This window comes from Exiguobacterium sp. UBA1053 (assembly GCF_002316465.1).
Classification (GTDB): Bacteria; Bacillota; Bacilli; order Exiguobacteriales; family Exiguobacteriaceae; genus Exiguobacterium_A; species Exiguobacterium_A abrahamii.
In genome coordinates this window covers 332,508-346,040 of sequence record NZ_DCDO01000018.1, presented here as the reverse complement: position 1 = coordinate 346,040, position 13,533 = coordinate 332,508, and the positions used below count along the sequence as shown (strand labels likewise).

The following is a 13,533-nucleotide window of genomic DNA, read 5'->3' as shown; positions in this document are numbered from 1 at the left end:
TATATCCTGCTTCTGTTTATCGTTCCGTTAGTCGGAGTATACACAGGGTACAAAACGAAGCATCGAATACTCAAGTGGGGATTCGTCGGCATCCATCTCATTACGTTCTGCATGATGTCCTATTTACTGTTACTGGCTTACGGTATTTCGGAGTCATAAAACAGATTAAATAAAAAAGTCAGCTGATTCCATGTAAAAAGGAATCGGCTGACTTTTCATGTTATGTAGTGCGAAACAAGTTATCATCGTGAACTCTAGTTTCGCTTCGGCAAACTAGTCGTCGTGCCCATCTCAACGACTCGGTCGTCTTGAAGACGATACAAGAAATATTCCTCTTTTTGAAGTCCTTGCCCCTGTACTTTTACAGCAATCTTATAGCGTTTTTCCTTATCGCGGTGTTTGTCGTCATAAGCAGAGTGGAGTGAGACGACACGAGCTGGACCGTATTTTTTCTCGACATAAGTCTCAACCTTAGTGCTGACGTGCTGCTCGAATCGTTCATCGTATCGGACGTCTAAGTAAAACAGCAGTCCTCCTAATAGGAGTGAAAAAACCAAAACGTTCATTCCGATTTTTTTCAATTCATCACTTCCGATCGTTCCATAGCATTGAACCTAGAAAAGCTGTTACAGATGATCGAAAGACGATCCATCATAACAGCGATTGAATCATTAAGTTGAAAATCTACATCATTTGAGTGATTGCTTTAGAGATCGACTCCAACTAATTTAAGAATGATGACGATCGTGATAGCTGAGAGCGCAAAAGAACCGGCAAAAGCAAGTTGTTTTTTCAAATGGATCTCCTCCTCATGAAAAGGTTACCATTATTATGCCATTAAGTAATGTATCTGTAAAATTAATTCCAATTAGAACCCTGGATTTTCATCACAATGTTTCAGAAAGGAATAAAAACATCCTTTTGTTAAGAAAGTGGGAAGATTGTTTGGTGACTTAAAAATAGTGATAGTGTGTCTTTAAATTATGTAGTGATAGATATAAAGTATTAAAAAACATATGTGAACGTTCTGAACGCGTCATATAAATGAATTTTATTAGTTTTACACCAAGTTTAGTAATAGTTGAGGCTGTTGGGAGAGTAAGTAATCGTTTGCGACGTAGTGATGATAGGACAATGACGAATCGTTCATATGAAAGAGCGCCAACTGCCGACTCTCGAAGTCGACTTCTTCTATGTAGACAAGTTCTGCAGCGCCACCGGAGTGATGGAGAGGAAGCAGTTTTAAGGATAATCTCTCCCGTAAAGCGATGAATAACATGACTTCCATTTTATAAGTCGTCGAAACGGGAGAATCATTGTGAAGAATAACGGATGAATCGATGGAGAGATAAATAAGCGGATTCATAGTAGATAACGATACCGGATGAGTCATTTCTTTTTGAAGGTGTTGCATGGTGGACCTCCTTATAATAAGAACGTATGTTCATATTATGGAGTATGAATCCATTTTTTGCAATCCTATATAATGCTTATAGCCTAATGATGTTTTATCCATAATCGTTCGAGTTTTACTATGAAGTAGCGGAATATACTTTTCGAAAAGAATGCTGAAATTCTTATATGTCTTGGGATAACCGAATCATATCCATGCAACGGATTCCGTTTTCGATGATCTCCTCTTCATAGTGTCTCAAGAAGAAGTTCAGATCGACTCCAACAATTCGGAATCCACATTTTTGGTAAAGTGCTAGCTGTCCAATGCTTGAATTGCCTGTTCCGATTTCAATGGTCATATAGCCCAGTGTTTTCGCTGTGCGAATCGCATGTCGTAAAAGATTTTTTCCGACACCTTTTCCTTGATACAACTCGTCCACTGCGATATTTACGATTTCAATCGTTTGGGGTCTTGTCGGAAGAAGTACATATACACCAATCCATTGCTCATTCCTTTCAGCGACAAAACAATAACCTCTTTTTACATAGCTTTTGACTAACTTCTGAGACGGGTCTGCTGCTAGCAAAAGCTCCATCGGTGGATCTTCATGGACGGACAATTGTCGGATGTTCATATTCATTCTCCTCACGGATCGATTGAGATACGTTTGTCTTAGACTTTAGTTTCACTCTGCTGCCTCAATAGCTGATGTAGAAGCGTTATGAAAGAACTTGTTAGCCTCTATTCTTCTTAAGAGTACAAAAGAGCATGTAAGAAAGAAAGTCGTCATCCGTACAGAGTACCGGAAAACGACTTTCTTTCGTTAGATTAAGATCATGATCGTTTAATTAGACGGGAGAAGCTTTACGACATGCAACGCAGATTTTTTTCCGTTCGTGATGGAGTAAATGATTTCCCCATCTTGCAGTAGAGGAGGGGATACCAACTCTTCAAAGTCCGTTAAAGGAGCGACGGTCTTCGCTTTTAAGTTTGCATACATCAACTGATGGATGCCTTCGCGGAAGACGACTTGTGTATTTGAGAGGAACTGAATGCCGTCGATTGTCGTCTGGGCACTGGAAGCGGAATAGTTCAGCGTCTGTTCGTCCAATCCGATGGGTTGGAACATGGCGTCGCCTTCTGTTCCAAGAGCGAGATAGGTACCGCTGCGACTGAAATCAATTAATCCGGATATTTCTTTTTTGTAGGCACGATCCAGCGTCTCAAGCACACGGACGTTCTTTCCGTTGTTAAAATGAGACGTGTATAAGGTTACGCCGTCATCGCTATCGCGGTGCTCGTATGTGAATAGACCGTCTCGTGCCTTTCCTGTTTTTAAGATGAAGGACTGGAGTGGTGTGATCTTTCCGGTTTTTAACGAATACGACTTTAACGTGGAAACCGTTTTTTGTGCAGTCGCTTCTTGTGTGATCCAGGACGCGCGAGTTGACGTGACATCGATTCTCGGAGGGGATGTATCAAAGCGACTTTCTCCTGTATCAAGTGTTTTCACTTGATTCGTCGTGATATTTAGTTGACGAATCGACCATTTCACACCTGTCTTTGTCGGCTGTTCTGTTTCGACCCATAGTAAAAACGCACCTGTACCCGTCATCATCGGGATTGCATTCTTCGTCGCATGGACGATTTTGTTGTGCTGTCGTTTCGTATCGTATGTATAGATGACACTCTTATTTTCTTGTAGGTCAAAGTAGAAGATCTGGTTTTGATAGAAATACTGCGGATCAATCGAGACACGGTGTTTGCTCAGTAAAGAAGAAAGGTCGAACGTTTTCGTTTGACCTAACGTGATGCGCTCCGATTGTTTTTCTAATTCGATGGGGGATTGGTTCTTTGTATCGGTCTCTGCTTTTTTGGAGGAAGTGTTTACTTGTTCAGGTGACGCGCTATTTTTTTGTGCTATACGCGGTGTTGCTTGTTCTTCCATCATGGTACAACCCGCTGTCGCCCAAACGACAGTCGAGAGACAAAAGACAGATGCGAATCGATGTAATTTCATATCAAATAGCTCCTTCGAAGGTTTTCGAAAACGTAAGTCATTGCTGTACCTCATGTGAAGAGGGACTCGGACGACGGGTATGAAGAAACACGAGATACCACCACTTTAATGTGTAGGCGAACAAGAAGACACACATCCATGCCCACGGTCGCAGTGTCGTCACTCCTTCGTAAAAATGTCTGAATTCTGTGATGTCAAGACGGTACAAGGAGTTCCAAATGAATAATGCATACATGAAAAGCATCGCTAACATCGCTCGAATCGATGCTTTTCTCAAGGCTGGTTGCTTGATTGCGACGAAGATCGCACTGATAAGCGTGATGAAAAAGAAAGCATAGGTCAATATCCACACCCACATGTCATTGGTAGGTCCCATATGTATTCTCCTCCTCAGTTAATCATGGATGCTTCTAGACGACCGTCTCATCAAAACAGAAAGAATGATATCGATCAGTAACCCGATCAAGAACCAACTGATCAAGGTCAGGATGTAGATCAGGAACAGCGGGACATGGAACGAATCCAGCCATGTTCCAAGAAAGGATCGTGATTCAAGAAGCCAAAAGACAGGGCTCGTCAGAAACAACAAGATATTTTTGTCGTCGTAGCCGAAGACATTGAACAGACAGACGGCAAGTGAAAGCAAGGGAAGCCAAAGTCGAAAACCTTTTCGCACGGTCATTCATCTCCTGTTTGAATGGGATGGGTATTATCGGACTTGAATCAAGAAGGCGGACAGCCCGTCGCCGTGATCGTTCCACCGCGCCTGAATCTCATAGGTATACGATCCTTGAGCGGACGGTGCGATGAGAGTATCGTTTTTTAAAGCAACCTGTTTACTTTTTGTTTTTGAATCCCAGCGTACGACTTGAAGCATATCGGGTTTACGATCGAACGAGAGGTGAATTTTGTCAGAGGGTGAGACGATGATAGGCTTACTTTTTTCAGTCATGTGTAAAGCATCCACATAGATCATGTCCGCACATTGAGCACTGAACAAACTGGACCAGCAATAAGAGCCTTGGACAGTCGGAATCGCTTTACCGTTTACTTCGACGTCTGGGTCATATGGTTCGATCCGAAACGGTTCAAAATAGATGAAAAAAGCAATCATAGCGATTAAACAACTGATCAAAATGTATTTCAGAATAGGAGCACCCCCTTAAAAATCAGTCTCGAAAAATGTATAGATCGATTACATCTAGCATATTTTTCCACAAGAAACAATTGAATCCCTTCTACTGGTGGATGGAGTTTCGGGATAGTCTGATATTATTGACTCATTCTTTAAATTGAAAAGAAGGACAGTGGTTCATGAGCGAATTCGCTGAACCTCTGTCCTTTTGATGGTCGACTGTACAGACTGATTTGATTTAACCAATCTTGTCCGCCGTATCCGGTATGGCGTTTCTTCGTTGACGCGATACACCAATTCCTAAAGCAATGGCAGCTCCAAGACAACTCGATAAGCAGCCGAAGAGTAAATACAGAGAGGGTGTGGATTCGCCGATCATGACGGATGCGATTCCGCCGATGACGGGGAAGAGCGCCACCATATAGCCGCTCTTCGCACCACCGATCCGTTCGACGAGTTTCAGGTAAAACAGCCATGCGAGAAATGATGCAATCACGGTTAAATACAGTAAAGCAGAAAGATAGGTGACGGTTGTCGGGAGCGTAAGCGGTGTTCCTTGGAACCAGACGATAGCGCCCATCAGTAGACTCGCGACAGAAAATCCGATCGCGTTGGCATTAACCGGGTTGATTCGTTGATTGGCGTTCCGCGCTGAACTGGCGTCACCCACTGAAGTCAATAGCGTGCCGACCAAGGCAATCAAGACACCTTTTAAATCGGTCAGTCCATGGATGCTGCTTAGACTCGGAACAATCAGGACACCGACGCCGATGATACCAAAACATCCGCCAATCCAAACGCGCGCATGGAGGGTCTCTTTTAAAAACAAGCGCAGAGCAATTGGTGTCAGAATGACCTTGAGTGAGAAAATCAACGTCACGATGGCGGCAGAGCTTAACATCGTCGCGTAATAGAGACATAAGTAACTCAGAGCGAAGTTACAGACACCAAATACGACGATGAAAGGCATGTCCGACGCGGTAGGTTTGTTCGTTCGTTTAACGAATAACACAAATAGAATGAAAAGAACAGCGGTCATCGCTAATCGATAGGTCAGGGATACTTCCAAGGCGACAGGTGTTCCTTGGATTTTGACAGCAATGAAATTCAGTCCCCAGACGATCAAACAAAATAGATACATGAAATATGTCATGGTTAATCCTCGTTTACGTATTTTCATTTCCAAATCTTTTCCTGTATTTCATCTTACCAAAAGTAAAACGTTAAGAAATTAATTTCGGTATAAATAGAAAAATCACTGACCGTCATATGACAGCCAGTGATTAAGTAGTAATCATAATTTGATTTTAACGGTGTAGAGAAAACCAGTGAATCCTGTTTTTACGTTCATGACGAAGGTATTTTCATTTTTCGGTACGATGTAGATGACATCAATTTTTGAGTGTAACGGAGCGTAATAACCTAAGCTTTCTGAATAGGCTTTTTTGTTCAGATTGATCGTTTCTTCTGGCATGTAGCTTTTCTTGTGACGATCAATCAATGGGAAAGAAGAGGGTTTATAGTCAATATAAGAGTCAGCTGAATCTTCACCCTTTACCTGCATCTCAAGTCTGACAGATACGGCTTGTTTATTTTTCGGAAGATTCTTCAGTGGAACACGTTTCGCCGAACTGACCATGAACCCACGTTGTTTCATTAAATTCTTATCACCAGCATAAGTCTGAAGACCACCTTTATTCATCAGTTCTTCGATGGCGTCTGTATTCTTTTTCTTTGACTGTTTCTTTTGTCCGGTCTTCACGTTGGTTGATGCAGCATTAACAGCATCGACTTCGATTTTGACGGTCGTCGGCTTCGCAATGGCTTCGCTTGTCGCGAGAAGAACATACGTATTTTTATCACTTGGAACACGGAACACAAGATCGACGCGAGAAACGAAAGGTGGGAAATAGCGATAGCCGTCCTTCCAAGCGTCTGGGTTCCGGTTCTCATAATCGACAGCTTCGTATACATTACCGCTTGTATCCTCTAACGTGAATAGATTTGGCTTATAAATACCATATCCGCCATCTGCGTCTTTATCCTTGTAGTTCTCAAGGATGACGGGAACGGTAACATATTGTTCATCATCAAGAGTTGGTAATTTCAACTCCTTTGGAGGAGATAGGAGAAGTTTATCAACATGGAAAATATTGCTTTTTGTTTTAGGATCTCCCGGATAGGTTTGAACGACTCCACGATCCATTAGTTGATCGAGCTTGCTCGAATTGACTTTTTTCGTAGAGGACGCTTTCTTTTTCTTGTCTTTTACATCTGCCAATTTCGTTCCTGTCGTCTTGACCGTTGGTGCAGCTGTTTGTACCGGTTTCGTGGACGTAGGACCTTCTTCTGTCGTAGCAAAGAAGAACAGGGAAGCGACACCAACGACAAGGGCACCACCAACTGCGGATAAGGCGAGTCGGAAACGTCGTTCCGTCGCTTTCGTATTCGTTGCGACACTTCCAATCGCAGCATTTGGTGTAATGCTGACGGCGCGTTGAGCGGGTAAGAGGGCACCGAGAACTCCCGTGATGGCAGGAATCAACAACATGACACTCAAGAAACCAAGCTCACCTGTTGGGAACTGGTTATAGACGAAGCCGATCATCGCGAGTGCAATGAGCAAACCGATGATTCCAGCGAACAGTCCCGTCATCAATCCTTCACTTAAGACGAGCGTCCGGATTTGACCGTTCCGCCAACCAGTTGCCTTCAAGACGGCAAGTTGACTCTTTCGTTCGTTGACGTTTTGCCACATGATCTCCGTCGTCGTCAGGATGGCGATAAGTAAAGCGACACCCATCGCAACATAATGCATCGTGCCGACTTCGAGGGCAACGTATTCGCCGAGCCATGTCGCATACAAGACACCTTTCAGTCGGAAGGTGATGAATAGGAAGAAAATGAACAGACTCGTCGGCAAGGCGATCGCGATTGTCGAGAGGATCGTCCGTTGCCAATACGTTGCAAGTTGGTTGATGCTCATCCCAAGGACACTTTGTGCCCGGACGAAGCGACGACCTTTGGAGACTTCACCAGAACGCATACTTTCGAACGGCTGAATCCGGCGGATGAGCGTCATCGGGACGAGCGTACCGCCCCAGTAAATCAATAGACCAGCAAGTCCAATCAAGATGATCCGTGATAAGGCAATCGGATGATCCGTCGTCAGCCAGAACGAACCGAGGATCGTCCAAGAGATCAAGGCGACGAGTGTGCCGAGTAGTGTCGCTTCCAGGAACAGAAGCTTCGAAAGCTGACGTGGACGCCAACCGAGCGACAGTAAGATCGCGAATTCCTTCTTGCGGGCATAGAGTAAGATGATGTTTGAACTGAAGACATAGACGAGCGCAACAGCGATGACACTGGCGATGATACCGCTCATTCCGACTTTCGCTTCTTGGAAGATGGCCATCGATGAACCGAGTTTGATCCACGGTTGCTGGATCCAACCGAGTGCCGATTCACCTTTTAATCCAGGGAGGTAAGTCAGTGCAAGTTGTGGCGAGGAACCAAGCGTGACGTCGGTGATTAAACCGGTCTTGTCCTCGATCTCTTGAGCGACAGCTTTCAACTTCTTCTCACTCGTCGCGTTCATCGTCTCGACACCTTTGACGTTGACACGAATAGCAGAAATCGCTTTATCACCACGTAACTTAAAGGCGGCGTCAAGCGTCGTCAGCATCGATGGTGGTTTCGTCAAGAAGTCATACGGATCGTTCGTCGGCTTGACTTCTCGGACTGGATTGACCGGTTTTTCATTCTTATCCATGACCCATTGGGCTTTCGCCGGGAAGTAGGTCTCCATCGGTAGTTCCGTCAACGGATCCTTCGAGATGTTCAATTTTTTCGGATCAAAGACACCAATATAGTTCAAATGCATTTTTGGTACTTTGTCTAGGTTACCCGTACCATCACCGAAGATACGCGCTTTTCGGTACATCGATCGTTTTGAAATGAGGGCGTCCTTATCGACCTCTTGAGGTGTTACTTGATAGGTGAACGGCCAACGTTTGGCAAAGGGACTAGCAATCGTTTGATACTCGACAGACGATGGCTTTAAAAACATCCAGTCAAAGCTACCACTTGCTTTTTCCGGAACCTTATCTTCGAGAATGTTCTTAATAAGTTGCTTTGATGCTTGCTCTGTCGAAATATAGTATTCCTTCGTATCTTTAACAGGAAGCGTCTTGAGATAGGATTCGCCACCTTTTTTCATGATACTGCGCACCGTTTCAACCATTGAATCTTTGACGAGCGGGATATCGACTTTCTCGTAGCGATAGGTCCGCGAAGCATTGACGTATTCCTGACTGTTCATGATCAATGGGATGTCCCAAACACCGTCACCATAATCGTTCACGACATCGTCCTTCGTGAAATAACGACTATGCGTAGCCTTTTTGGTTGCCTGATCGAGTCCAACGAGTTGTGCTTCAGCTTCCGGATCAATCCCGGCAAGCATCACTGCGCTCCCGTAACCGTAGATAGGAAACTCGCCTAATTCTTGCGGTGAAACATCTCGATTCAATCCGTCACTCTCAGGAGGGAACCAACCGGCTCCGGCAAAGAATGAATAAGATTCTGTTTCTTTCTTTAGCCCAGTATCTTGCATATCCGTAAACGAAATTTTGTAAATGCCCGGTTCTTTGAAATTATAGGTATCCGTTTCAGCATTCGTATTGTAGTTCCCAATCATCGCAATCGGTGCTGCGACTTCTACGTCAGCAATCTGCTTGATCGTCTCGTACTGCTTGCGGGAAATCCCACCGTCGAGTCCGCTCATATAGTTCGGTTCGAGCAGGTTCAAGTCTTCCGTCACGCTCCGGCTGCCTTCCGGACGGACGACGATATCGTACGACGATCCCCAGCGTTTTTGCAGTTCATCGACGACCGTTCCGTTGTTCGCTTGCGTCGTACCGATCAAGTAACTCAGTCCGGTACTGACGATCAGGACGCCGACGAGGAGCAAGATGAAACGCTCCTTATTGCGCCACCATGAATTCCAGATGAATCTCAGCATGTACTATCCCTCGCTTTCGTTTGATTTGAAGAAAATTGTGTAATATGACCTCCTTATCACTTATGTACATATCCATATATTTCTTTTTATTTTTCCATTATATACAAATAATAGTGAATTGACTAAAAAATCTGTTGATTAGGTATGTTCGTTTTTAATAGATTAGAAAAAGCACCTCACGAAGGAGGTGCTACATCAGGATTGATTCTTTTAAGCATAGAGCGGATTACATTTCCGCATGATGATTTCGTCGAACGAACGCCCTTCATAGGATACAGCATCAGGAATCGTTTCTACGACGTCAAAGCCAACTTTTTTATACGAAGCGATGGCTCGCTCATTATGCGAAAACACTTCAAGTTCAAGGTGATGAAGTCGAAGTTCCTCGAAACAAAAGCGGATGATACACGCGATCGCCTCTGTCCCGTATCCTTGACCGGTCCAGGGGAGGGCGCGCATCGAAATACGAAAGCCCGCTTGTTTCAACTCTGCCTCAATGTCTAAAATGGAACACTCACCAATTATTTCACCGGAATTCAAACAGATTGCGAAATCGAAGCGCGATGGATCAGCTTGGATCGAAAGAATGTGTCGTTCGATCTGCTCGAGCGAAAACGTTGCTGTCGTACCAGTCAGGAAACGTAATGTCTCGTCCTCAGTTTGTTCGAATAAGACGTGCGCATCGGTCACGTCAAGCGGACGGAGGAAAATTCGTTTTGCGGTCAGGTGCATGAATATCTTCCTTTCTCATGACGAAAGCTTGATCGTTTCGTCTGTTTCCGTCGTAAAATGATGACGTTTCGTTCGATCCTGGACGATCCAAACAATCCATCCACCGATCAATAGAAAGCTGACTGCAGCGACGGTATACGTCAAGCGGATTGAGGTCTCCGCATAGAAACCAATCAACGCCGTCAAGAGAATGACACCAGCTGACTGTACGACGTGGATGCTACTGAGGAATCGTCCCATCGTTTCGACCGGAATGTGCGTTTGAGCGAACGTCATGAAGCCGGTGTTCGCAAACGCAAGGGCGAACGTCAGCAAGAAAAAGCCGGTCGCTGCCGTCAGGAATGACGTCGCTGTGGCAAAGATCACATAACCGATCGGTGTCATCAGTGCTCCGAATTGAATCAAGAAGCGGAGCGACAAGCGATGCGTGAAGATCGCATTGACGGCAGAACCACAGATGATGCCGATTCCAGCGATACTGACGAGAAATCCATACGTGCTTTCATCCAGTTGCAGAACGATCGTCGCAAACGAGGCTTCGAGCGAATCAAGTCCGCTCATCAGGACGATCATCAGCGCATAGAAGGCGTAGACGAGCGTGACGTAGCGCCGCGTCCGTGCAAACTGAAGCGTCTCTTTCCAGTCCGCAAGAATCACTTGGAGTGAGAAGGACGTCGCTGGAGTCTCTGCCTGACGGACGTCGGGCAAGACGGACAGTAAGGCAGCAGAACACAACAACGCTCCCGCATTCAGAATGATCGCTGTTTCTGGGGAACCAATCAAAAATAAGAATCCAGCAATCGACGGTCCGAGAATAAAGCCGGCTGACTGAATAAAGTTCTTCAACGCATTGAACCGTTGGCGACTCGTCTCCGGGACGAGCTTCGTCATATAGATCAATGACGATGTCTCAAACAGTGTGTTGCCGATGTTCAGGATAAAGACGAGCGCATAGAGGACATACAGTGAATCGATCAGTGTCAGTGAAAAGACGAGCCCGGCACGCGAGACGTCAAGCATGACGAGCAAGCGGCGCTGATTGATCCGATCGACGACACTACCGGACCAGAGGCTCGTCAACAGCGCGGAGATCGGCAACAGAATATAGAGAACGGAGACGGCGAACGCTGATCCCGTTCGTTCAAGGACAATTAAATTCAAGGCGATGAAGTAGACCCAAGCGCCGATGTTCGAGACACCGACACCAAGTAATAGCAATCCAGGGTATTTCCAATTCGACATATGACACACTCCTTTTTATTGTTTTTTAAGCCAACAAAAAAATCCCACCTCCAAGACGTTGGTCTTGGGGACGAGACTGTGCGTGTCGTGGTGCCACCCCTGTTCGCGAGACCGTCACCGGTATCGCCTTCATCGGTACGACCGTTTTCAAACGGCAAATACCTGAGCTCGATAACGGGAGCACCCGTCACGATATCCCCGATTCGGTTCCACCGTGCTGCTCAGAGGCTTGGTTCGGTCAATGGCTGATGCTCCTTTCCACCAATCGGAGCTCTCTAGGAAAAGCCGAGATGACGTACTGTTCTCTTCGACGCGTTTAATTCATATGATTTGTCTCATCCTAGCATATACAGAATGAAACCGTAAAGAATTTTATCAATTTTTTACAATTGTTGAAAATGATACATAGAAATCAGAATTAGAAAAAGCGACCTAAATGGTAAAAGATGTAACAGGTTGTATGATACATTGTCATGGTCACACGTTCACTTTCAAGAAAGTCGTACGAAAGGAGGGAAAGAAATGAAACGTTTGATTTTTTTCATATCTCCACTCCTTTTTCTAACCGAAGCTGTCTTTTTCACGACGTTCCGTCCAGTCGAGCAAGCAATCTATTTCTTAATCTTATTTTTACTGACCTGTCTATCAGCGATGATTCTAGTGGAGCGTTTCGTCAAACGTCATGATGTGATCCATCGACTAAATACGATCCATCCACTTATCGGAATCGTAATGGGGACAGTTGTACTTGCCGTATTAGTCGGTGGTCTCATATGGTTAGCACCTTCGTTGACGAATCCGAGTCTCATTGGTCTTCTCGTCATCTTCCTTTCCATGTATAGCGGAATCCTCGTTCTCGGTTTCATCATCAGTTGTTTCTTCGAAGGCATTACGCGTCAACCGAAGGATCAATTGATTCGCCCAGTCTTTCTGTTCATCGGAACAGGCTATCTCATCTTGACCGTCTTCGGAATTTTGCAACTGTATCGTCAAACCGGATGACAGCAAACCCCACTGAAGTCATGAGACGACAGTGGGGTTATTGTTTTACTGCACTTTCAATAAGAATCCGAATTGTCCGTCTCCTTGTTCCCAGCGCGAGTTTAGTTCGTACGCATAGAGGCCAGGTTCTGTCGGGGCGTTGAACTGATCTTTTTTCAAAGCGACAGGGGATTCCTGTTTTTGATCGTCCCACTGTGATAGTTTTACGCTTTTAAGATCACCAGATAATTCGACACGGACGGGTGCCCCAGCGGAGATGGTAACTGGCGTTTTCCCTTTTGCTAGGTCAAGACCGTCACGGTACGTCTTATCGACACATTGACTGCGGAGCAAGCTGTCCCAGCAATAAGATCCTTGGACGGTCGGAACATCCTTTCCTTTTGCCTCGATTTCGGGATTCGGTGGCGCACCACGGAACGGTTCGAAAACGATGACGCAAACGACGAGGACCAGTAGAACGGCTAATGTTAGACCACGTTTCATGAGACACCCCCGATGGATTTTCTTTATTTTACCAAAATAAATCGAAATAAGTTGAGGTGTCTTTGAAAAAAAGGATATTCATTTCTTAAATTTCGAAATACTTCCGTTCCCTATTATTTTTCAGAAAACAGCTGCAATCGTTTGTTCAACAACTCCGCGACATAAATCGTTCCATCCGAACCGACCGCGATGTCGTGCGCAATCCGGAGTTGTCCCGCTTCTTTGCCCCACGCACCGAATCGTTTCTCAATCTTTCCTTGTTTGTTCAAGATGACGATTTGGCTTTGCGCGTTCTTTTTTTGTCCATTTAAATAGTTTCCGCCATCGGCGACGTAGACTTTACCGTTCGCACCGACTTCGATCCCGTACGGTCGACCGAGTTCTTTTGACGACCACGTATTGATGTGTTTGCCGTTTCGATTAAAGACTTGAACTCGGGCGTTGTCCCGGTCCGCCACATAGAGATTCATCTCATCGTCGCTACTGATCCCATGCGGCAG

General features: G+C 45.1%; 14 protein-coding genes. 1 reads left to right on the top strand and 13 read right to left on the bottom strand.

Annotation, left to right across the window (positions count from 1 at the left end; translation table 11 throughout):
* Window positions 1–254 precede the first annotated feature (254 nt).
* The 11 genes from B3G15_RS15620 to B3G15_RS15570 all read right to left on the bottom strand — a co-directional run bounded on the left by B3G15_RS15620 (window position 255) and on the right by B3G15_RS15570 (window position 11,548).
* Window positions 255–581: a hypothetical protein gene (locus B3G15_RS15620; RefSeq protein WP_069940553.1), complete on the bottom strand. Its 327-nt coding sequence runs from the start codon at window positions 579–581 to the stop codon at window positions 255–257.
* A gap of 479 nt (window positions 582–1,060) precedes the next feature.
* Window positions 1,061–1,414 (bottom strand): hypothetical protein, encoded by a 354-nt coding sequence (locus B3G15_RS15615; RefSeq protein ID WP_069940554.1) that lies wholly within the window; start codon window positions 1,412–1,414, stop codon window positions 1,061–1,063.
* A 163-nt stretch (window positions 1,415–1,577) separates the two neighbouring features.
* Window positions 1,578–2,030 carry a GNAT family N-acetyltransferase gene (locus B3G15_RS15610; RefSeq protein ID WP_069940555.1) on the bottom strand — a complete coding sequence of 151 codons (453 nt, stop codon included), beginning with the start codon at window positions 2,028–2,030 and terminating at the stop codon, window positions 1,578–1,580.
* 210 nt (window positions 2,031–2,240) lie between these two features.
* On the bottom strand, window positions 2,241–3,416 hold the full coding sequence (locus B3G15_RS15605; protein ID WP_290722264.1) for a hypothetical protein: 1,176 nt from the start codon (window positions 3,414–3,416) through the stop codon (window positions 2,241–2,243).
* A gap of 37 nt (window positions 3,417–3,453) precedes the next feature.
* Window positions 3,454–3,792: a hypothetical protein gene (locus tag B3G15_RS15600; RefSeq protein WP_069940557.1), complete on the bottom strand. Its 339-nt coding sequence runs from the start codon at window positions 3,790–3,792 to the stop codon at window positions 3,454–3,456.
* Between the two features lie 18 nt (window positions 3,793–3,810).
* A complete protein-coding gene (locus tag B3G15_RS15595) occupies window positions 3,811–4,092 on the bottom strand; it encodes a hypothetical protein (protein WP_083254792.1) in 282 nt (93 codons plus the stop codon).
* A gap of 33 nt (window positions 4,093–4,125) precedes the next feature.
* The gene (locus tag B3G15_RS15590) at window positions 4,126–4,530 is read right to left on the bottom strand and encodes a hypothetical protein (RefSeq protein WP_231925613.1); all 405 of its coding nucleotides are present in this window, start codon (window positions 4,528–4,530) and stop codon (window positions 4,126–4,128) included.
* A gap of 259 nt (window positions 4,531–4,789) precedes the next feature.
* On the bottom strand, window positions 4,790–5,704 hold the full coding sequence (locus B3G15_RS15585; protein ID WP_069940560.1) for a DMT family transporter: 915 nt from the start codon (window positions 5,702–5,704) through the stop codon (window positions 4,790–4,792).
* A gap of 141 nt (window positions 5,705–5,845) precedes the next feature.
* Entirely contained in the window at window positions 5,846–9,574 is a 3,729-nt protein-coding gene (locus B3G15_RS15580; RefSeq protein ID WP_069940561.1) for an ABC transporter permease, read from the bottom strand.
* A gap of 210 nt (window positions 9,575–9,784) precedes the next feature.
* A complete protein-coding gene (locus tag B3G15_RS15575; RefSeq protein WP_069940562.1) occupies window positions 9,785–10,306 on the bottom strand; it encodes a GNAT family N-acetyltransferase in 522 nt (173 codons plus the stop codon).
* A gap of 15 nt (window positions 10,307–10,321) precedes the next feature.
* On the bottom strand, window positions 10,322–11,548 hold the full coding sequence (locus tag B3G15_RS15570) for an MFS transporter (RefSeq protein WP_069940563.1): 1,227 nt from the start codon (window positions 11,546–11,548) through the stop codon (window positions 10,322–10,324).
* 522 nt (window positions 11,549–12,070) lie between these two features.
* Between B3G15_RS15570 and B3G15_RS15565 the strand changes: the two genes are divergently transcribed.
* Window positions 12,071–12,550 carry a hypothetical protein gene (locus B3G15_RS15565; RefSeq protein WP_290722258.1) on the top strand — a complete coding sequence of 160 codons (480 nt, stop codon included), beginning with the start codon at window positions 12,071–12,073 and terminating at the stop codon, window positions 12,548–12,550.
* 45 nt (window positions 12,551–12,595) lie between these two features.
* Here B3G15_RS15565 and B3G15_RS15560 read toward each other — a convergent pair whose 3' ends face one another.
* Both B3G15_RS15560 and B3G15_RS15555 read right to left on the bottom strand, forming a co-directional pair.
* On the bottom strand, window positions 12,596–13,033 hold the full coding sequence (locus B3G15_RS15560) for a hypothetical protein (RefSeq protein ID WP_069940565.1): 438 nt from the start codon (window positions 13,031–13,033) through the stop codon (window positions 12,596–12,598).
* A 113-nt stretch (window positions 13,034–13,146) separates the two neighbouring features.
* On the bottom strand, window positions 13,147–13,533 hold the full coding sequence (locus tag B3G15_RS15555; protein ID WP_156772503.1) for a hypothetical protein: 387 nt from the start codon (window positions 13,531–13,533) through the stop codon (window positions 13,147–13,149).

Excerpts from the sequence above, each read along its gene's own strand:
- B3G15_RS15615 (WP_069940554.1), bottom strand. The coding sequence starts at position 1,414 with ATGCAACACCTTCAAAAAGAAATGACTCATCCGGTATCGTTATCTACT.
- B3G15_RS15610 (WP_069940555.1), bottom strand. The coding sequence starts at position 2,030 with ATGAACATCCGACAATTGTCCGTCCATGAAGATCCACCGATGGAGCTT.
- B3G15_RS15605 (WP_290722264.1), bottom strand. The coding sequence starts at position 3,416 with ATGAAATTACATCGATTCGCATCTGTCTTTTGTCTCTCGACTGTCGTT.
- B3G15_RS15600 (WP_069940557.1), bottom strand. The coding sequence starts at position 3,792 with ATGGGACCTACCAATGACATGTGGGTGTGGATATTGACCTATGCTTTC.
- B3G15_RS15590 (WP_231925613.1), bottom strand. The coding sequence starts at position 4,530 with ATGATTGCTTTTTTCATCTATTTTGAACCGTTTCGGATCGAACCATAT.
- B3G15_RS15585 (WP_069940560.1), bottom strand. The coding sequence starts at position 5,704 with ATGACATATTTCATGTATCTATTTTGTTTGATCGTCTGGGGACTGAAT.
- B3G15_RS15580 (WP_069940561.1), bottom strand. The coding sequence starts at position 9,574 with ATGCTGAGATTCATCTGGAATTCATGGTGGCGCAATAAGGAGCGTTTC.
- B3G15_RS15575 (WP_069940562.1), bottom strand. The coding sequence starts at position 10,306 with ATGCACCTGACCGCAAAACGAATTTTCCTCCGTCCGCTTGACGTGACC.
- B3G15_RS15570 (WP_069940563.1), bottom strand. The coding sequence starts at position 11,548 with ATGTCGAATTGGAAATACCCTGGATTGCTATTACTTGGTGTCGGTGTC.
- B3G15_RS15565 (WP_290722258.1), top strand. The coding sequence starts at position 12,071 with ATGAAACGTTTGATTTTTTTCATATCTCCACTCCTTTTTCTAACCGAA.
- B3G15_RS15560 (WP_069940565.1), bottom strand. The coding sequence starts at position 13,033 with ATGAAACGTGGTCTAACATTAGCCGTTCTACTGGTCCTCGTCGTTTGC.